The organism is Paractinoplanes brasiliensis (genome assembly GCF_004362215.1).
Lineage (GTDB): Bacteria > Actinomycetota > Actinomycetes > Mycobacteriales > Micromonosporaceae > Actinoplanes > Actinoplanes brasiliensis.
This window is the reverse complement of the sequence record NZ_SNWR01000002.1, coordinates 1,342,818-1,363,249: the sequence shown is the minus strand read 5'-3', so window position 1 is coordinate 1,363,249 and position 20,432 is coordinate 1,342,818. Positions and strand designations below refer to the sequence as shown.

13 protein-coding genes are annotated in these 20,432 nt (G+C 72.6%); 7 read left to right on the top strand and 6 right to left on the bottom strand.

Annotated features, from left to right (window positions below):
- Nucleotides 1-169 precede the first annotated feature (169 nt).
- From C8E87_RS38260 to C8E87_RS38245, 4 genes are all read right to left on the bottom strand, one after another.
- Nucleotides 170-973, bottom strand: coding sequence for a macro domain-containing protein (locus C8E87_RS38260; RefSeq protein WP_203720565.1), 804 nt, complete (start codon nucleotides 971-973; stop codon nucleotides 170-172).
- 26 nt (nucleotides 974-999) lie between these two features.
- On the bottom strand, nucleotides 1,000-1,623 hold the full coding sequence (locus C8E87_RS38255; protein ID WP_133878239.1) for a hypothetical protein: 624 nt from the start codon (nucleotides 1,621-1,623) through the stop codon (nucleotides 1,000-1,002).
- 84 nt (nucleotides 1,624-1,707) lie between these two features.
- Entirely contained in the window at nucleotides 1,708-3,258 is a 1,551-nt protein-coding gene (locus C8E87_RS38250; RefSeq protein ID WP_239080080.1) for an FAD-dependent monooxygenase, read from the bottom strand.
- A gap of 87 nt (nucleotides 3,259-3,345) precedes the next feature.
- Entirely contained in the window at nucleotides 3,346-6,135 is a 2,790-nt protein-coding gene (locus tag C8E87_RS38245) for a helix-turn-helix transcriptional regulator (RefSeq protein WP_133878238.1), read from the bottom strand.
- A 698-nt stretch (nucleotides 6,136-6,833) separates the two neighbouring features.
- On the opposite strand from C8E87_RS38245, the gene C8E87_RS38240 reads away from it, so the two are divergent.
- The 5 genes from C8E87_RS38240 to C8E87_RS38220 are packed head-to-tail and all read left to right on the top strand — an operon-like array spanning nucleotide 6,834 to nucleotide 11,815.
- Nucleotides 6,834-7,622 (top strand): 2-amino-3,7-dideoxy-D-threo-hept-6-ulosonate synthase, encoded by a 789-nt coding sequence (locus tag C8E87_RS38240; protein WP_133878237.1) that lies wholly within the window; start codon nucleotides 6,834-6,836, stop codon nucleotides 7,620-7,622.
- Complete coding sequence (locus C8E87_RS38235; protein ID WP_133878236.1) at nucleotides 7,619-8,716, top strand: 3-dehydroquinate synthase II family protein; 1,098 nt, start codon at nucleotides 7,619-7,621, stop codon at nucleotides 8,714-8,716. The genes C8E87_RS38240 and C8E87_RS38235 overlap by 4 nt, the downstream gene beginning before the upstream one ends.
- On the top strand, nucleotides 8,701-9,477 hold the full coding sequence (locus tag C8E87_RS38230; RefSeq protein WP_239080081.1) for an amidohydrolase family protein: 777 nt from the start codon (nucleotides 8,701-8,703) through the stop codon (nucleotides 9,475-9,477). The genes C8E87_RS38235 and C8E87_RS38230 overlap by 16 nt, the downstream gene beginning before the upstream one ends.
- Nucleotides 9,462-10,709, top strand: a complete 1,248-nt coding sequence (locus C8E87_RS38225) for a phenylacetate--CoA ligase family protein (protein ID WP_133878235.1) — start codon at nucleotides 9,462-9,464, stop codon at nucleotides 10,707-10,709. The genes C8E87_RS38230 and C8E87_RS38225 overlap by 16 nt, the downstream gene beginning before the upstream one ends.
- A complete protein-coding gene (locus C8E87_RS38220) occupies nucleotides 10,709-11,815 on the top strand; it encodes an FAD-dependent monooxygenase (RefSeq protein ID WP_133878234.1) in 1,107 nt (368 codons plus the stop codon). The genes C8E87_RS38225 and C8E87_RS38220 overlap by 1 nt, the downstream gene beginning before the upstream one ends.
- On the opposite strand, the gene C8E87_RS38215 is transcribed toward C8E87_RS38220, so the two are convergent.
- Nucleotides 11,810-12,952, bottom strand: coding sequence for a helix-turn-helix transcriptional regulator (locus C8E87_RS38215; RefSeq protein WP_133878233.1), 1,143 nt, complete (start codon nucleotides 12,950-12,952; stop codon nucleotides 11,810-11,812). The genes C8E87_RS38220 and C8E87_RS38215 overlap by 6 nt on opposite strands.
- 319 nt (nucleotides 12,953-13,271) lie before the next feature.
- On the opposite strand from C8E87_RS38215, the gene C8E87_RS38210 reads away from it, so the two are divergent.
- Both C8E87_RS38210 and C8E87_RS38205 read left to right on the top strand, forming a co-directional pair.
- Nucleotides 13,272-19,079, top strand: coding sequence for a ThuA domain-containing protein (locus tag C8E87_RS38210; protein WP_239080082.1), 5,808 nt, complete (start codon nucleotides 13,272-13,274; stop codon nucleotides 19,077-19,079).
- Nucleotides 19,080-19,143: 64 nt separating this feature from the next.
- Nucleotides 19,144-19,695, top strand: a complete 552-nt coding sequence (locus tag C8E87_RS38205; RefSeq protein ID WP_133878231.1) for a hypothetical protein — start codon at nucleotides 19,144-19,146, stop codon at nucleotides 19,693-19,695.
- 62 nt (nucleotides 19,696-19,757) lie between these two features.
- Here the strand turns inward: C8E87_RS38205 and C8E87_RS38200 are convergent, their stop codons facing one another.
- Entirely contained in the window at nucleotides 19,758-20,405 is a 648-nt protein-coding gene (locus tag C8E87_RS38200; RefSeq protein ID WP_133878230.1) for a hypothetical protein, read from the bottom strand.
- Nucleotides 20,406-20,432: the final 27 nt, after the last annotated feature.

Sequence of the window (20,432 nt, the reverse complement as noted above, 5' to 3'; positions counted from 1 at the left end):
CTCGGAGTCAGGGTGGCGTGACGGCGGCGCCGTTGCTCCCGTACGGAACACGGTCAGCCCGCCCCGGCCAGCACAGCCCGGCCAGCACAGCCCGGCCAGCACAGCCCGGCCAGCGTGGCACGGCCGGCTCGGAGGCGGGCGGCGTGAGGGTCGGCGCGGCCGGCGAGGCCTACAGGGAGTTGAGGAAGGCCTGCAGCTCGGCCCGGTTGAGCCGGCCGAACTCGGCGGGCCGCACCACGATCCGCAGGCGGGTCGTCAGCAGGCGCTCGCGGGAGGCGGCCACGAACGAGAGCAGGATCAGGCGCAGCAGGGCCTCACGGTCGAGGGCGTCGACCCGGGCGAGCGTAGCGCCCACGATCGGCATGGCCAGGGGCCGGCGCTGGCCGCGATCGTGCACCTCCGACCAGAGGCGGCTCAGGCTCAGCCAGAGCATGTCGGCCGACGACCGGGCGACCAGGTTGGGGCCCATCTCGCTGTACCCGGCGCAGAAGAACAGCCGGCCGGGCTCGCCCAGCGTGGCGATGGTCCCAACCGGGTAGCGGCGGGTCTTGCCGAGCGCCTTGCCGGTTGTCGTGAACGGCTCGCCGGTCAGCGCCTTGTCGAGGTCGGCGTCGAGCGCGGCCACGTCGCCGAGGTAGACGCGGCGCAGGAACTGGCCCTGCACGCTGGACTCCTCGACGATGCGGCCGTCGGCGACGTCGGTGTCGAACACGTCGGTGAACCCGATGACCAGGTGCGCGTCGGCCTGCTCGAACAGGTCGCCCGGCACGACCTCGATGCGGCAGCGGCCCCGGTCGAGGTCCCGCGTGACGGAGCCGGCCGGCCGGGCATGCCACACCCCGTACGCGAGGGAGCCGGCCGCCACCACCACGGCGACGACGACGGCGTGGCCGGCGAACAGCGCCCTGTCCCAGATCGCCTGGTAGGACTGGAGCAACAGCGCGGCCACACCGAACGCCGCGAAGCTGTGCACGGCCAACCGGCGCAGTCCGCGGCTGGTCAGTGGGCCACCAGGTGCGCCTGGACGAGGGCGGTCAGCCGGGTGGCGGCCTGGGTGCCCGAGAGCAGCCCGCGGTGGATGAGCGTGAGGTCCTCGACCGCGCAGGCCGGGGGAGCGTGGCCGACGGCCGCGGCGAGCTCCGGCTTGTGCTGCGCCCACTTCACCACGGCGGCGGTGAGCTCGGCCGCCATCACCTCGGCCGACATGCCGGTGGTGATCGTGCGGAGCAGCCGCTGCCGGTACGGCCAGAACGACCAGACCTTGGTCTCGTCGATCAGCTGCTCGACCGGGTCGTTGCGCAGGTAGCGCAGGGCGATCTGGATCGCGTCGGAGCCGCCGTCATTGATCAGCTCGTCGACCATGCGGTGCCGCGCGTGCGCCCCGGCGACCTCGTAGAAGGTGCTGCGGCAGCCCTTGTCGGCCGCGGCCACGATGTTCTTCCAGGTCAGCGCGGGCCGCGGAACCGCCTCGAGAACCTGCTGGGCGGCCTCGAAGTAGATTTCCTTGGTCTTCCAGTGGTTGCGTCGCGGCGAGGTGTTGCCGGACAGACGCTCCACCCATCGGGACACGGCTGTCTCGTCGAAGCCCTCGAACGCCGGCGGGGCGGTAGGTGCCGTAGTCATCTCGGAGTGTCCTTTTCGATTGATCCCACCGCAGACGGGGAGTTCTGCGCGTGCCGAGCCTGTCGAAAAGGGAGCCCCGCCACATCACGTGGTCACGTGATCCCGCTCGCGATGTCCCGTGACGACGTCGAGAACGGCGTCCCAATCGGACGGCGGCCCGGCCGCCCGCCAGGCGATGTGCTGGTCGGGGCGCACCAGCACCAGGTGGCTGCGCCAGGCCGAGCGCAGGCCGGGGTCGTCGACCGGCAGGTGGGCCATCGGGATGCCGCGCGCCACCGCCGCCGCGAGGAGCGACCGCCCGTCCGGGCCGCGGGTCAGGTCGATCAGGGTGAACTGCGGGCCGAGCAGGTCGAACAGATGCCGCCCGTCGCGCAGCCGGACGGCCGGCAGCCGGGTGCCGGCCGGTTCGGGACCGTCGTGCCAGACCACCGGCGACGTGGCGTGGTGGCTGGTGGTGGCGCCGGCCGGGTCGACGTCGGGCGGCTGCCGGCGCAGCAGGGTGGCCAGGCTGTCGGGGGAGGCGCCGGCCGCGGCAAGCCGCCCGAACCTCAGGCGCACCTCCAGCCGGCGCGACAGGGTCTCGCGTTCCAGCATCGCCTGGCGCCGGCGCTCGCCCTCGTAGCTGCCGAGCAGGTGCGGCCCACCCCAGCGCTGCACCGCCGCCGCCAGCTTCCACCCCAGGTCGACAGCGTCGGCGAGGCAGGTGTCCACGGTGGCGCTGGGCGGGTGGAACCGGTGCGCGGACTCACCGACCAGGTAGGCCGTGCCACGCCGGTACGTGCCGGCGACGCCCAGCGCCTCCTGCCACGGCGTGACCCCGACGATCTCGTACGGCCGGGGACCGAGCCGCTTGCTGAGCAGGGCCGCCGGGTTGGTCAGGTCGGCGTCGTCCTGGTCGAGCGGCACGTGCCCGATCCACAGGTCGTGTGCGTCGCGCCGGATCAGGGCCGTGCCGTCGGTGGTGATCGTGGACAGGGCCGGGTACGCCGGCCGGAGCGTTTCGCTGCGGAAGGAGACCGTGCAGTGCCGGGCCGGGGTGATCGCGTCCCGCAGCGGGACGCCCAGGCAGCGGCGAACCGTGCTCTGCGCCCCGTCGCACCCGGCCAGGTGATCCGCTTCGATCTCGTGGCGGACGCGGGCGGCCCCGTCGAACACCGTCGCGACCGTACGGCCGGCGTCGAGGCGCAGGTCGGTGAAGGTCCAGCCCTCGCGCAGCTCGATCAGCCGGTTCGCCCGCACGGCCGTTCGCAGCCGCGTGGTCAGCCCAGCCCCCGTGAGCAGCACGTACGGCTCGATCGGGGCGCTGCCACCGGCGTTCGCGTACTGCCGGCGCAACTCGTTGGCCGACGGCGTCGAGCTGACCAGCACCGGTTCCTCGCCGATGGCGCGGCTCCAGACGACGGTGGCCGGGGCGTCCGGGTCGGCCCCCTCGGAGCGGATCGCCTCGGCCAGCCCGAGCCGGCGCAGCAGTTCCATGCCGCGCCCGGTGACCAGGCTGGGCTCGGAATGCCGGGGTGGCCGGGCCGAACGCTCGACGACGATGCTGGGCACGCCGTGGTGGGCGAGTTCGAGCGCGAGCACGCAACCGGCCAGGCCGGCCCCGACGACGAGCACCGGCGTTTGCGTTACGGACATGATGGCGGCTCCTGGTCCCCGTGGGTGTGGTGGCGGCAACACCTACCGCCATGCTCGGGTGACGCGGCGGGAGCCGGAATCACGTGTTTACGTGGCGCCCTCCCGGGTGACCACCGCGGCCAGCTCGACGCGGCTGTGGATGTCCAGCTTCTGGAAGACCTTCCGCAGGTGACTGTCCACGGTGTGCGGTGACAGATGCAGTTGCCGGGCCGCCGCGATGTTGGTCATGCCGGTGGCGACGAGCAGCGCGACCTGCCGTTCCGCGGGCGAGAGCGGGTCGAGCAGCGAGGGTCTGCCCGGGGCCGGCTCGGCGGCGGCCGGGGTGCCGGTGCCGCGCCAGCCGCCCAGCTCGGCGAGCAGGCGCTCCTGGGAGCCGGTGGCCCCGGCCCGGACGAGCAGCGCGTTCGCCTCGTCGTAGAAGTCCTGGGCGGCGGCCCGGTCGGCGACCCGGCTCTGCGCCGCCGCGTCCTGCAGGGCTGTGGCCAGGGCGAGGGGCCGGTCGGTGAGCCGGAACTGGGCGATCGCGAGGTGCAGCTGCTCGGGCTCGCGGCGCAGCAGCCCGGCGGCGTGGGCGGCCGCCCCGGCCAGGGTGTGTGAGGCCGGGTTGCGGGCGGCGAGCCGGGCGGCGGAGTCGACCACCCTGGTCGCGCGTTCCCGGTCGCCGATGGTCACGGCCAGGCGGACCAGGGCCGGGGTGGCGGCCGGGTTCTGCGTGATCAGCGTGGGCCGGTCGTCGATCCGGTCGTAGAGGTCGCGCACGAGCCGGACGGCCCCGGCGGGGTCGCCCTGCGCGGCGATCAGCGTGGCGAGGGGCCACGCCACGTCTTCCACGGCGGCGCTGATGCCGGTGGCCATGAGTTCGGTCATCCGGTCGCGGAAGGCGGCCGCCTGGCCGAGGTCGCCCCGCAGCACGGCCAGCCGGATGAGGGTGCCGAGCAGCGGGACGGTCAGCTGGTAGGCGGTGAGCTGTTCGGCCAGGGCCACCCCGGCGTCGGCCTCGGCGGCGGCGTCGTCGAGGTGGCCGCGGGCGATGAGCAGCTGGGCGGAGTAGTAGTGCAGCAGCGGCTGGGCCCAGGCGGTGCCGAGGCCCTGGGCTTCCTGGCGGCCGCGGCGCAGGGCCCGTTCGGCCTCGTCGAAGCGGTCGAGAGAGGTCAGGGCGTTGGCCAGCCAGATGCGCGGGTGCCGGTGCAGGGCCGTGGCGCCGGTGCGGTCGGCCAGCTCGGTGGCGGTGGCGGCGTGTTTGTACGCGTCGTCGAGGCGTCCCTCGGCCTGCGCGACCAGGCTGCGCGCGGTGAGCCCGAAGACAGCGGCGCCGGGCTCCTGCTCGCGGCCTGTTCGGTCGGCCGCCGTCCCGGATTGGTCGGCCGTGCGGTAGTCGTCGAGGTAGAACGTGGCGTGGGCGTGGATGGCGTGCAGGCGGGCCCGTACGGGCGGGGCGATGTCCGGCTGGCTCAGCCCGTCCTCGGCGTACTCGGCGGCCCGCCGGTTCTGCCCGGCGTGCTTGGACGCCTCCGAGAGCCCGAGCAGCAGCGTCGCCTTCGTCCGGGGTTCGAGGCCGGCCCGCAGTGCCTGTTCGCCGAGTTGCTGGGCCTGGTCGATGCGGGCGGCCGAGGCCAGCAGTCCGACGGTGTCGGCGATCATCTCGGTGCGGCCGGGCTCGTTCTCGTCGACCGCGTGCAGTGCCTGCAGCATCAGGTCGGCGGCGGCGCCGGGCGCGCTGGTGGCAACCGAGGCCGCGTTGTCGCGCAGCATGCTGACCGCGGCGGCCGCGCCCCGGCGTCCGCTGTGCAGCAGGTGCGCGGCGATCTCGGCGGTCGGCCGGCCGTGCTCGCGGGCCAGGGCAGCGGCCTCGGCGTGCAGGTGCTGGGCCCGGGCTGCGCCCAGCGTGTTGCGGATGGCCTGGTGCACCAGGTCGTGGCCGAAGGCCATGCCGTCCTTGTCCTCGACCAGGATGCCCGACGCGATGGCCTCGTCGATCAGCTCGAACAGGCCGGCCGGCTCGCTGCCCATGAGGCGGGCCGCGGTCTCGATGTCGAACGGCCGGTCGAGCACCGAGGTGGCCTTGATCAGCCATTGGGCCTGTTCGGACAGGGTGCCCATGATGTCGCGGACGGTGGTCACGAAGCTCGACGGCAGGTCGTCGCCGACCACGGTGGCGGTGCCGTCGGCGATCACGATCTGCTCGGTGGTGCGCAGCGCGGTCAGCAGTTGCTCGATGCGCAGCGGGTTGCCGCCGCAGCCGGAGACCATGGCCAGCACCGTCGCGTCCACCTTGGCGCCCAGCATCTCCTCGCAGAGCAGCTCGGTGGACGGGTCGTCGAGCACGTCGAGCCGGATCGGGGTGCCGCGTTCGGCCAGCCAGTTCAGGGTCTGCCAGCCGGCGGCGTCGGTCTGCTTGGAGCGGCCGGCCAGCAGCCAGCGGACCGGGGCCGAGGCGAGCGCGGGCACGAGTTCGCGGATGGCCAGCGCGCTCAGCTCGTCCATCCAGTGCGCGTCGTCGATCACGATGAGCAGCGGGCGCTGAGCCGCGTAGCGTTCCAGCGACTCGCGCAGCCGGTAGATGCGGGCGTAGTTGCCGGTGTCGCCGGAGTCGCCCTCGGACATCCAGGCGAAGTCGGCGGCCGGCGGGCTGCACGCCTGCAACGCCCCGGCCAGGGTGACCAGGGGTGCGGCCATGTCGTGGCGGAACGCCTCGCGGGCGGCGACCGCGATGTCGTGCTCGAAGGCGTAGTCGCCGGCGGCGCGCAGCAGCTTGCTCTTGCCGATGCCGGGCGGCCCGAGCATGACGTGCCAGCCGCCCGTGCCGCGGCCGGTGTCGTCGAGGGCTCGATGCAGCAGCTCGAGCTCGCGGTCACGGCCGACTATGCGGTCGGTCATGCGTGGCCTCCGCCACCGTCGCGGGCGGAACGCTCGTCCAGCAAACCCGTCTCCCTCGCCAAAGGCTGCTCGTCTCGAGGGGTGCCGCCGGTTGTCGTCCGCGGCAGCGATGAAGTTAGAACCCTTTGCGGGGTTGTCCCACCGTCTGTCCGGTCGAGCTTTCCGACCGGCCGACCACTCAAGACCGGACGTGTCAGGGGCACCTTGCCGTACCCGGCCGCCCGAATCCAATCGATCATTGGATGGCACGGCGACCACCCGGATCCTCGTTCGCCCGATGGTATGACCCCGAAACTGTATTGATCGGACCATGACCACCGTCAATGTCTAAGGGAATTCGCTGGTCGCGTCGCGTGTCACCGCCGCCGGCCCGGCCGCGTCCGTCCAGGTCACCCGGCCGGGGCCGCTCAGCGCCCCGGACGGGCCGGCGGGCCGCCCGCCGGGACTGTCCGTCAAGGACGATTCATCGGCGAATTCCCTTCAAAGATCACCCGATCGGGTGACGTCCGGGCCGGGTTGCGCGGCGGACCTCACCACGATGCCGGACCGGCCGGGGGCCGGCGCACCTACTCGTGTGCGGAGGAAGGCAGTGACCTGCGCCTTCGCCTTTACCTACTCATTCGTGCAGTGGGTTCGCATTCGTGTCGTGGCTAGCGTCCCCATTCGAATACGGAACTCGTGACGATCGGGGTGACACCGTGTACGCCAATGGATCCTTCGCCCGGCGCCTGCGACTGCGCCGGCTCCAACGGCACCGGACCGGCCTGCTGGTGGTGCCGCTCGACCATGCCATCGGCGCCGGGCCCCTCGCCCATCGGGGCACCCTCGACGGTCTGCTGGCCCGGCTCGCCGACGGCGGCGCCGACGCCGTGGTGCTGCACAAGGGGGCCGTACGCCGGGTCCGCCCCGAGCGGTTCCGCGAGATGTCGCTGATCCTGCACCTCAACGCCGGCACCGGCCTGGCCGCCGACCCGGACGCCAAATACCCCGTCGCCACCGTGGCGGAGGCGCTGCGGCTCGGCGCCGAGGCCGTCAGCGTGCACGTCAACGTGGGCTCACGCACCGAGGACCGGCAGATCGCCCACCTGGCGGCGACGGCCGAGCAGTGCGACCGCTGGGGCATGCCGCTGCTGGCCATGATGTACGTCCGCGGCCCCGGCATCACCGACGGCCGTGACCCCGCCCGCGTCGCCCACGCGCTGATCATCGCCGCCGAGCTCGGCGCCGACCTGGTCAAGACGGCCCTGCCCGACGACCCGGCGGCGATCGCCCGGATCACCGCGGCCTGCCCGGTCCCGGTGCTCGCGGCCGGCGGCGACGCGGCCGACGGCGACGCCACGATCACCCGGCTCGAGTCGGCGCTGCGGGCCGGGGCTTCCGGGATCGCCGCCGGTCGCGCGGTCTTCACGGCCGACGACCCGGGTGCGGTCACCGCCCGCCTGTCGGGGCTCGTGCACGGGCACCGCGTACCGGTCGGCGTCCGATGAGCGCGAAGCTGTGCTGGCTCGACCTGCGGGCGGCCGGCGACACCAAGCGGGCCGTCACCGAGGAGGCCGTGCATCAGCGGTTCGACGCGGTGCTGGCCGGCGACCCGGCCGACCTTGCCGGGCTGCCGCCGACCGTCACCCGCGTGCTGGTGGTGACCGGCGACCGGCTGCCGGCCGACCTCGGCGCGGCCGACCTCGTGCTCGTCACCCCGGGCACGCCCGTCGACGCCGGACAGCACCCGGGTGTGCGGTTCGGGGAGCACCACGACGTCACCGACCGGGCGAGCCTGGACCGGGCCTGCGACGCCGTGCGCCGCGACGGGGTGACGCTGCTCAGCTTCGCCGACCCCACCAACATCCCGATGGAGATCGTGCTGGCCGCGGCCGCCCGGACCTCCGGCACCATCATCACGGCGGCGGGCGGGGTCGACGACGCGCTGGTGCACCTCAGCGTCCTCGAGCACGGCCCCGACGGGGTGCTGCTGACCGCTCCCCGGCCCGGCGACGCGACCCGGCTGGCCGGCCTGGTGCGCGCCCCCTCGCCCAAACTCGACCTGGTCACGCTGACCGTCACGGGCGTCCGGCACGTCGGCGCCGGCGAACGGGCCTGCGTCGACACGTGCACCTACCTGCGGCCCGACGAGGGGATCCTGGTCGGCTCATGGGCGCGGGCGCTGATGCTGTGCGTCAGCGAGACCCACCCGCTGCCCTACATGCCGACCCGGCCGTTCCGGGTCAACGCCGGCGCGATCATGTCGTACACGCTCGCGGACGCCGAGCACACGCGCTACCTCAGCGAGCTGTCGGCGGGGGACACCGTGCTGGCGGTGGGCGCGGACGGGCGTACGCGGAAAGTGACCGTGGGCCGGGTGAAGATCGAGACCCGGCCGCTGTTGGCGATCGACGCCACCGACCCCGACGGCGGGCCGGTCAACCTGATCGTCCAGGACGACTGGCACGTACGGGTGCTCGGGCCGGGCGCGGCGGTGCTCAACACGACCGAGCTCCAGCCGGGCGACGAGATCTTGGGGCACCTGCCGGGCCGGGAACGGCACGTCGGGTACCCCATCGACGAACTGTGCCACGAGCTGTGAACGTCCTCGACTTCCACGCGCGGCTCGTCCCCGGCGACGGCGAGCCGGGTCGGATGCTGGCGGCCATGGACGCGGCCGGGATCGGGCAGGCGGCCGTCTGCGCGGGCGGGATGCTGCCCCTGGAAAGGCTGGCCCGGCAGCTCAACGACGGCGGGCGCACCGAGACGGCGGCCGACAACGAGGGCGTACGGCGGGCGTGTGAGGCGTCCGGTGGACGGTTGCTGCCGTTCTACTTCGCCGACCCCGTACGCGACGTGGAGGCGTACGGGAAATGTGCCTTCGACTTTCGTGGCCTGGAGATCTCGCCCGCCGTGCACGGGGGACGGCTGGACGACCCCGGCGTCGGCGAGCTGGTCGACATCGCCGGGATCGCCGGGCACCCGGTCTATCTGGTGACCGTGGCCCAGCCCGGCGCGCGACCGGCCGACCTGGTGCGGCTGGCCGCGAGGTTCCCGCACGTGACCTTCGTGTGGGGGCACTGCGGGCACACCGGGCTCGACATCACCGGGCTGAACACCGTCGCCGGCAGCCCCAACGTGCTGGCCGAGCTCTCCGGCTGCCTCACCGTCACCGCGCGGCTGGCCGTGGCCCGGCTCGGCGCCCGCCGCGTGCTGTTCGGCACCGAGTACCCGCTGCAGCAACCGGAGGTGGAGCTGTGCAAGATCGCCGCGCTCGATCTCGACCGGCCGGACCGCGAAGCCGTCCTCGGCGCCAACGCGCGCCGGGTGCTCTGCGAGGAGACGCCATGGAAACAACCCTGACCGAGCGCCTGGACCTGACCCTGCGGGCCGCCGCGCGCTCACCGTTCTACGCCCGGCGTGGTGTGCCGGCCTCCCGTGACGAGCTGGCCGGCTATCCGCTCACCACCAAACAGGACCTGCGCGACGCGTACCCGTTCGGGCTGCTCGCCGTCGACCGGGCCGAGCTGGCCACCTATCACGAGTCGAGCGGCAGCAGCGGGATGCCGACCGCCTCGTACTACACCCCGGGCGACTGGGACGACCTGGTCGAGCGGTACGCGCGTAAGCACGTCGGGATCCGCGCCGACGACATCTTCCTGGTCCGGACCCCGTACGCGCTGATGATCACCGGTCATCTGGCGCACGCGGCCGCCCGGTCCCGCGGCGCGACAGTGGTGCCCGCCGACAACCGCTCGCTGGCCATGCCGTACGCGAAAGTGGTTCGGGTTCTGCACGACCTCGGCGTGACCCTGACCTGGTCGCTGGCCACCGACACGCTGATCTGGGCGGCCGCCGCGCGGCTCAAGGGGCTGAAACCGGACAAGGACTTCCCGGCCCTGCGCGCGCTGTTCGTGGGCGGGGACCCGATCGGCCCGGCCAAGAAGGCGCGGATAGCCGAGACCTGGAACGCGCCCGTGGTCGAGGAGTACGGCGCGACAGAGACGGGAAGCCTGGCCGGCGAATGCCCGTACGGGAAACTGCACCTCTGGGCCGATCGCGCGCTGTTCGAAGTGCACGACCCGGTCACCGGCAGGACCACGCCGACCGGGCGCGGGCAGCTGGTGGTGACCCCGCTCTACCGCGAAGCCATGCCGCTGCTGCGCTACAACCTCGAGGACGCCGTCGAGGTGTCCGCATCGGACTGCTCGTGCGGGTGGGGGTTGCCGGTGGTCCGGGTGCTGGGGCGTTCGGCCTGGACCGTGCACACCGGCGCGGCCGACCTCAGCCAGGGTGACATCGAGGACCTGGTGTTCGGCCTGCCCGCGGAGTACGAGGTGATGTTCTGGCGTGCCCGCGCCTCGTCGTCCTCTTTGCGGGTGCAGATCGAAGTGCCTTCCCCGTACGCCGGACCGGCCGCGCGCCACCTGCGGGAGGCGCTCGGGGAGGCGTACGGGATCGCAGCGGTCGTCGAGGCGCTGCCGCCGGGCACGCTCGTGCCCGAGCGCCTGCTGACCGCCGAACCCGAGGTGATGAAGCCGCGCGGGTTGTTCCGCGAGGGGGAGGACTGGAACAAGGCACTGGAGTACTACTGATGGACGGGCCGGTCGTGATCGTCGGCGCGGGCATCGGCGGGCTCGCCACCGCCGCGGTGCTCGCCCGCCGCGGGGTGCCGAGCATCGTGCTCGAACGCGCCGCCGAAGCCCAGGACAGCGGCGGCGGCATCCAGATCGCCCCGAACGGGTCCGCCGTGCTGCACCGGCTCGGTCTCGCCCAGGCCCTCGCCGGGGCCGCCCGGCCGGTCGAGCGGCAGATCCGGCGTTGGCGTGACGACGCCCCGATCGGCACGGTCGAGCTCGGCGAGGCGGCCGTTCGCCGCTACGGCAGCCCCTACTACACGCTGCGGCGCTCGCGGCTGCACCGGATGCTGCTCGACCTCGCCGACGTGCGCTTCGGGATCACCTGCACCGGCGTCAACGACCGCGGCGACCACGTCGTGGTGTCGCTCGCCGACGGAACCCGGCTGACGGCCCCGTTCGTGATCGGCGCCGACGGGCTGCGCTCGGTCGTGCGCCGGGCCGTCGTCGCGGACCGGCTGCGGTCCAGCGGGTGGGTCGCCCACCGGGCCGTGGTGCCGGCCTCGCGGGTGCCCGGCCACGGCGAACGGGTGATCGTGCGGCTCGGGCCGGGCCGGCACCTGGTGAGCTATCCGCTCGGCGACGGCGCCGTCAACGTCGTGGCCGTGGCGCCCTCGGCGCTCGCCTCCGGCGGCCGGCGTGTTCTCGACCCGCCGTTTGTCTCCGGCGGCCGGGAAAGCTTGTCGCTTGTCTTCGGTGACTGGCACCCCGCCGCGCGAGCCCTCGTCTCGGCCGGGAACTTCACGCGGCACGAGCTGTTCGACCGCCCGCGGGCCGCGTGGCGGCGGGGCCGGGTCGTGCTGCTCGGTGACGCGGCGCATCCGCTGCTGCCGTTCGTGGCGCAGGGTGCGTGCCAGGCCCTGGAGGACGCCGAGGCGATCGCCGCGGGGGTGGAGAACTACCAGGCGGCCCGGGCCCCGCGGGTCGCCCGGGTCGCGGCCGCCGGGCTGGCCGGGGCGCGCGAGTACCACTTCGACGACGGCCCCTCCCAGCGGGCCCGCGACGACCGGCTGGCCACCGCGGGACTGCCCGGGCAGGACTGGCTGTTCGGTCACCGGTCATGAAGCCTCTTCCCGCGGCAACCGGGCCGCCAGCTCCACCCGGGAACCGATCCGCAGCTTGTGGAACACCTGCCGGAGGTGGAAGTTGACGGTGTGCGGGCTGATCCCCGTCCGGTGGGCGATCTGCTGGTTGGTCAGCGCCTGCCCGGCCAGCTCGGCGATCTCCCGTTCCCGGGGGCTCAGCACCGACCAGTCGGCGGGCTCCGTGCTCTTGCGCGGGATCACGCGGCGTGGCGGGGGCACGGGCCGCAGGGCAGCCGCCACCGGCCGGGGCAACGTCGACTCGACCGCGGCACGCACCAGATCGTGCCCGAACGCGAGCAACTCGCCGTCCCCGCCGAGCAGCCCCGACTCCAAGGCCTCCTCGAGGGCGGGCAGCATCGTCACCGGCCCCACCCCCATGAGCCGGGCCAGCCGCAACAGGGGGAACGACACCCCCACGGTCGCCGCCGCCTGCAACAAATGCCGGGCGGGCGCGGACACCGACGCGACCTGCCCACGCAGATGCGCCTCGATGCGCCGGGGCAGGCGGCTGACCCGCAACACGGCCCAGCCACCCTCCACCCGCAACAAGCCCTCCTCGTCCAGGCCCGCGACCAGCTCCCGCAGCGCCCCCGGCCGGCCGGCGGCCACCCGGCACAGATCCATCAGCAACGGGTCGGGCCGCCCACCGGCCAGGCGCGCGACGAACTCGGCCTGCGCGGCCGGCGACAACGGCGGCACCTTCACCCGATGCACGTCGGCCGGGGGCAACCGGGCCCCCTCGGCCGGACCGGTCAGCGCCACCAACGTCGGCGCGGTCTCGGCCAGCAGGTCGAGCACGCCCCAGGCACGTGGATCGACCCGGCGCGGGTGATCACCGAGAAACAGCAGGGGGCCCGGGTGGTCGCCGGCCGTCCGCAGCACCTGCCGCGAACCGACCGCGCCGGCCCACTCCGGCTCGGCCAGCACCGTGAAGTCGCGGCGCCTCGCCATCCGGGCCGTCTCGTCGATCAGCCGGGTGCGGCCGCTGCCCGCCGGCCCCTCCAGGGCCAGCACGGTGAGCCGGCCCGGGCGCAGGTTGTCGAGCACGTCGGCGATCTGCCGCAGCTCCTCGTCCCGGCCGATCAACCTGTGCCCGGCGATGCGTGGGAACACCATCACCCCTCCTCGATCGTTGCGGTACGCACGATCGTGGGGCCGATCCCGCCGGGAGATGACCTACTGGTAGGGGTTTGCGCTTTTCCGACTGCCCCTCAGCGTGCCGCCGTGCCACGCATCCGCCGGCGCCACGCCGGTTCTCCGGCGCCAGGAACAACCCGGCCCGGCCGTCTCGCATCACGGCAGGGTTACCGAACCGTTACACACCGAACTCTTGCTGGACATCAGGCGGGCAGCCCTAATTTGTACAGACGATAGACAAATATCAATGCGTGGGTGTGGCGTGAGACCGCTGTCCACCCAGGACAAGGAGCAACGCGTGCCCCGTCCACGTCGTGTTCGCCCCCGAAGAAGCCCGCTCACGGCCGCCCTGCTCGCGTGCGCCCTGCTGGTGACCGTCCTCAGTGGCACCCCGGCTCGGGCCGCCCCCGCGGGCCCGCAGTCCGTGGCGGTCCGGGCCGCGGCCGGCGCGGAACCGTACTCCGTCCTGGTCTTCTCCAAGACAGCCGCCTTCCGGCACGACGCCATCCCGGCCGGCATCGCCGCCATCAAGCAGCTCGGCGCCGACAACGGCTTCAGCGTCGACGCCACCGAGGACAGTGCCGCCTTCACCGACGCCAACCTGGCCAAGTACCGCGCGGTGATCTGGCTCTCCACCACCGGCGACGTCCTGGACCCCGGCCAGCAGGCGGCCTTCGAGCGCTACATCCAAGCCGGCGGCGGGTACGCCGGCATCCACGCCGCCTCCGACACCGAGTACAGCTGGCCCTGGTACGGCGAACTGGTCGGCGCCTACTTCGCCAGTCACCCCGCCAACCAGCAGGCGACCGTGAAGGTGGAGGACCACGCCCATCCGTCCACGGCCGAGTTGCCGGAGCGCTGGTCGCGTTTCGACGAGTGGTACAACTTCCGGTCCAACCCCCGCGGTGACGTGCACGTGCTGGCCAGCCTCGACGAGACCAGCTACACCCCGGGCGCCGGTGCGATGGGCGCCGACCACCCGACCGCGTGGTGCCAGGACTACGACGGCGGACGCGCCTGGTACACCGGCGGCGGCCACACGATCGAGTCGTACACCGAACCGGCGTTCCTCGCCCACTTGCTGGGCGGCATCCAGACCGCGGCCGGGCACCTGGACGCCGACTGCGGCGCCTCGCTGACCGAGAGCTTCGAGAAGATCACCCTGGACAGCAACACCAGCAACCCGATGGAACTGGACATCGCCGACGACGGCCGGGTGTTCTACGTCGAGCGCGACGGCCGGGTCCGGATCGTCAAACCCGGCACCGGCACCACGGTGACCGCGGTCGACCTCGATGTCTTCACCGGCAACGAGGACGGCCTGATCGGTGTCCGGCTCGACCCGGACTTCGCCGGCAACGGCTGGGTCTACCTCTACTACGCCCGCAACGACGGCGTGGCCCGCAACCTGCTGTCCCGGTTCACCGTCACCGGCGACACCATCGACCCGGCCACCGAGAAGGTCGTCCTGCAGGTCGACACCCAGCGCAACACCTGCTGCCACGCGGGCGGGAGCATGACCTTCGACAGCGCCGGCAACCTCTACCTGGCCACCGGCGACAACACCAACCCGTTCGAGTCGGACGCGTTCACCCCGATCGACGAGCGTTCCGGCAGGCAGGACTACGACGCCCAGCGCACCGCCGGCAACACCAACGACCTGCGTGGCAAGGTGCTGCGGATCCACCCGGAGGACGACGGGTCGTACACGATCCCGGCGGGGAACCTCTTCCCGGCGGGCACCGCGCAGACCCGCCCGGAGATCTACGCGATGGGCTTCCGCAACCCGTTCCGCCTCGGCATCGACCCGGCCACGAACACCCTCTACGTCGCCGACTACGGGCCGGACGCCGGTGCGGCCAATCCCGACCGCGGCCCGGAGGGGACCGTGGAGTGGAACATCGTCACCGGCCCGGGCAACTTCGGCTGGCCGTACTGCATCGGGGCGAACTACGCGTACAACGACTACCAGTTCCCGTCCGGCCCCAGCGGGGCGAAGTTCAACTGCGCGGCGCCGGTGAACAACTCGCCCAACAACACCGGCCTCACCACGCTCCCGCCGGCCGTCAGCGCCACCGTCGACTACGACTACAGCGGTAACCCCCGTTTCCCGGAGATCGGCGGTGGTGGCGCGCCGATGGGCGGCCCGGTCTACCGCTACGACGCCGACCTGAACTCCACGCGCAAGTGGCCCGCCTACTACGACGGCAAGGCGCTGCTGGGCGAGTGGAACCAGTCCAAGATGTACGCCATGCAGGTGACCGCCGACGGCCGGTCCCTGGTCGACATCAACCAGTTGCTGTCCGGGATGCGCTTCATCCGCCCGATGGACTTCGAGTTCGGCCCGGACGGCGCGTTGTACATGATCGAGTGGGGCACCGGCTTCGGGGGCAACAACGACGACTCCGGCATCTACCGGATCGACTACATCGCCGGTGAACGGGCGCCGATCGCCGCGGCCGCCGCCACCCCGACCTCCGGGCCGGCGCCGTTGACCGTACGGTTCTCCAGCGCGGGATCCCGCGACCCCGACGGTGGCGCGCTGACCTATGCCTGGACGTTCGGTGACGGCGCGACCTCGACCGAGGCCAACCCCACTCACACCTACGCCACGGCGGGCGACTACACCGCGCAGCTGACCGTCACCAACCCCAAGGGCCGCAGCGCGGTGGCCAACGTCCCGGTCACGGCCGGGAACACCGCGCCGACGGTTCGCATCGAGTTCCCGCCGGACGGCGGCTTCTTCGAGTGGGGTGACCAGGTCCGGTACACGATCAAGGTCACCGATCCGGAGGACGGCGAGATCGACTGCGACCGGGTGCGGTTGCAGGTGCTGCTCGGCCATGACGAGCACGCCCACCCGCTGGAGCAGCACACCGGCTGCACCGGCACCGTGCAGACCACGCTCGCCTCGGGGCACGGCGCGGAGGCCAACGTCTTCGCCGTCTTCGAGGCCACCTACACCGATGACGGTGGCTCGGGCGGCGCCGGGCCGCTCACCGGGCGGGCTCTCGAGCGTTTGCAGCCCAAACGCAAGCAGGCCGAGTACTACACCGGCACCGGCCGGGTGCCCGGCGGCGTGGGCGGTGGCGACCCGGGCGTGACCCGGGAGACCGGCAGCGACCCGGCCGGCGGCGGCCAGAACATCGGCTTCATCGAGGACGGCGACTGGTGGTCGCTGGACCCGGCCAGCCTGACCGGCATCGAGTCGATCCGCTTCCGGGTAGCGTCGGGTGCCTCCGGCGGCCGGATCGAGGTCCGCGCCGATGCCGTCGACGGCCCGCTGGTCGCCACGGCCGACGTGCCGGGCACCGGCGGCTGGCAGACCTGGACCGACGTCACCGTGCCGGTCACCGGCGCCAACGCCGGCGCCCTGTTCTTCGTCGCCCGGGACCCGGCCGGCGGGACGGCGTCGCTGCTCAATGTGAACTGGCTGGACTTCCTGGGCCGGGGCGTCACCGAGAACGCGCCGCCGAAGGTCAGCGCGGTCGCGACACCGGCCACCGGCACCGCGCCGGTCACCGTCGCGTTCGACGGCACGGCCACCGACGCCGAGGGCGACACCCCGCTGACGTACGCCTGGGACTTCGGCGACGGCGGCACGGCGACCACCCTGGACGCCAGTCACACATACCGGGTGCCCGGCACGTTCACCGCCACGCTGACCGTGACCGACAGTCGCGGCGCCCGGTCGTACGCCAATGTCCCGGTCAAGGTCGAGGCGCCGAACACCTCCTGTTTCGGGGCACGCTCGGACGACTTCCTCGGCAGCACGCTGGACCGTGACCGCTGGACGGTGGTCCGGGAGAACCAGCTCTACTCGGTTGCCGACGGGATGCTGCGGCTGCCCACCGGCGTGGGCGATCTCTACGGCACCCGTAACGACGCCACCAACCTCGTCCTGCAGCCCGCGCCCGCCGGGGCCTGGCAGGCCACCACCAAGCTCACCGTTCCGATCACCGCGACCTACCAGCAGGCCGGCCTGCTCGTGTACGGCGACGACGACAACTACGCCAAGCTCGACCTGCTCTACAACGGGGCGCGCACGGTGGAGTTCATCCGGGAGACCGCCGCGAGTCCCCGCAACGAGAGCGGTGACAGCACCCCGGCGCCCGCCGGCGACGTGATCTATCTGCGGCTGACCAGTGACGGGACGAATCTGACCGCGGAGGCCTCGGCCGACGGCCGGGCCTTCACCCCCGTCGGCCGGTCCGCCACCCTGGCCGGCATCGAGAACCCACGCGTCGGGGTCTTCGCCCTCAACGGAGGCACCACCGCGCCGGTGGTGGACGCGACGTTCGACTGGTTCCAGGTCACGCCGGACGCCCCGGCGGAACCGATCAGCCCGTCGGACGAGTTCACCGGCGCCGCGCTGGACAAGTGCCGGTGGAACGCGATCGTCCGGGAGGACCCGGCGACCTATCGGGTCACCGACGGGGCCCTGCGCATCGACGTGCCCGACGGCGACATCTACACCGCCAACAACACCGGGCCGACGAACTTCGTCCTGCAGGCGGCGCCTGCCGGCGACTGGACCCTGCAGACGAAGGTCGACGGCAGCCTGCTGGACGAGCAGTACCAGCAGGCCGGGCTGCTCGTGTACGGCGACGATGACAACTACGTCAAGCTGGACTTCGTCGCCGACAACGCCGCCGGCCAGCCGGTCAGCCGGCGGATCGAGTTCCGCAGCGAGATCGGCGCCGTGGTGCAGGACCCACAACCGCAGGCCGGCAGTCTGACATCGGCGGTGTGGCATCTGCGGCTGGCCCGGGCCGGCAACACCTACACCGCCGCGTACTCGGCCGACGGCACGGAGTGGACGACGTTCGAGCCGCTGACCAACGCCACCCTCGGGGCCGCCCCGAAGGTGGGGCTGTACAGCCTCGGCGCCGCCCAGACCGCCTCGAAGACCGTCGCGTTCGACTACTTCCGGGTCAGCGCGGAGAACGCCGACACGACGGCGCCGGTCACCGGAGCCAAGATTTCCGGCACCCCGATCGAGGGCTGGTACACCGGAAACGTCACGGTCACGCTGACGGCGGAGGATGAGACCGGTGGCAGCGGGGTGGCAGGCACCGAGTACCAGCTCGACGACGCCACCGTCTGGACCGCGTACACCGCCGGTGTGCCGGTCAGCGGCGACGGCGCCCACGAGGTGCGGTTCCGCTCGACCGACTCGGCCGGCAACGTGGAACAGGCGAAGTCGGTCACGATCAGAATCGACACCACGGCTCCGGTCACCTCGGCCCAGTTCGCCCCGGCCAACGACAACGGCTGGCACGACGGCGCCGTCCCGGTGGTCCTCAAGTCGGTGGACGCCGGTTCCGGGGTGGGGCTGCTGGAGTGGTCGCTGGACGGTGGCGCCTGGACGCCGTACACCGCACCGGTGGACGTAACCGGTGACGGCGAGCACGAGCTGCTCTACCGGGCCAAGGACAGGGCAGGCAACGCCGAGACGCTCAAGTCTGCGGTCGTGCGGATCGACGGCACCAAGCCGACCCTGCTGGTCTCCGGGTTGGCCAACGGCCAGCTGTACGGCGACAGCCAGGACGTCCGGACCTCGTGGCAGGCGGTCGACCCGACCTCCGGCATCGAGACCACCACCGGCACACTCAACGGACGGCCGTACACCAACGGTTCCCTCCAGGCGCTGTACGAGCTGCCACTCGGCCTGCACGAGCTGACCGTGACCGCGATCGACAAGGCGGGCAACAGCACCTCGACGACGGTCCGGTTCTTCGTCACCACCTCGTTCCGGGACATGCAGAACCTGCTGGACCGGTTCAAGGCGACCGGCCGGCTGTCCACCAAGGCACATCGGCAGCTGTCCACCAGACTGGACACGGTCCGGGCCTCGGAGGCGGCCGGCGAGGACCAGCGGGCAGTGCGGCAGCTGGTCACCTTCAGGACGCTCGTCAACGACGCTGCTCTCGTCGCTGACACCGATGTCCGCGACACCCTGCTCCGCGATGCCGACGCGATGATCGAGCGGCTCGGCGGCACCGCGAGCCGGGCCGGAACGCGGGCGAACGACGACAAGCCGCTGACCCGCACCGGCCGACTCGCCGAGGACCCCACCCGGATCTCCCCGGACCGCGGGCTCTGACGACAGCGGCCCCGTCCCGTCACCAGGCGGGACGGGGCCTCCCGGTGCAGGAAGGAACAGCTTGATGCTTCGTACCCGTGGGGCGGCCGCCGCCCTGGCCGGCCTGTTGCTGGCTCTTCTGCCGGCGGCCGGCCCGGCGTGGGCGCACAACGGAAAACTCAAACTGGAGGTCGCGGGCGACGGCGCCGCCGGTGTCACCGTGCAAGCCCGCCATGCCGACGGGCACCAGCTGGAAACGCTGGTCCGGCTGACACTCACCGCCACCGCCGCGGACGGACGGGCGGTCGGACCGGCGCAACTCGAACCGGCCCGCGAGGGCCACGGCTTCTACGCCACCGGCCCGATCCTGACCCCCGGAAAGTGGCGGGTGACGGTTCGCGCGCCGGCGCCGCACACCAGCCAGGCGACCGCCGAGGTGCAGGCCCGAGCGGCCCAGTCCGCTCCGGCGCAGGTGCCGGCGGTCTCGGCGGCGAAACGGGGCGGGGCGCCCCAGACCACACTCTCGTCGTGGTGGAGGCCGGTCGTGCTCGGCGGCCTCGCCGTCCTGGCGATCATCGCGGTGGTGTGGCTGACGGTGCGCAGGCGCAAAGCCCGGGAGGACACCGGTAAACCGTGACCCGACGGATGACCATCTCTGCGGCACAGTGGTGCTCACGCCGGGAGCAGCACAGATCAATCTCACGTTGAGGGTGTGTCTGCGCGTCGGGGCGTCATGTCGGGTTCTTCTGGTTCGGTCTGTGCGCGACGAAGCGTCGAGGGCGGCAGCCCGGTGGGGGTCTCCAGGTTGATCTCCGGGTTGCCCAGCTCCGCCCGAGCAACCCGGTTGAATTCCCGTTCTGCGTCTCGGCACGCCTGGATGAATGGTTCGGGAACCTGACCGGCCTCGTGCTCGGCTCTGGCTTCGGACAAGCGTCCCACCGCCAGCATGAGGGCGGCGGCGGCCTGGACCGTCGCCGTGGTGTGCGCGATCAAGCCGATTTCGGCCCGGTGGCGGACGACCTGGACGCGCGGCTGGCCACCGTCCGCGTGTGCGTTGCGGGAGACCGAGGACGCCGGGATGATCTGCACGTCCGGGCCCAGCACCGTCGCCCGCCACTCCCGGCAGGCGGCGACGAACGCGGCGTACGTCGCGCGCCGGTCGCGTAGCGACGTGGTGTTCTCCTGGTGTGCCCAGGAAGCGCGCTGTACCCGCGCGTTGAGCAGTGACCCCATCATCACGCCGGTCAGCGCGCCGATCACCGAGAGGAACGCAAGAACCACCTGAGTCATGGATTCAGGGTCGCCCAGGGCGTCAACCGTCCACAATGTCCGGCACAACTCGCTCACGGCGATCGCGAGAACCGCGGGATCCGA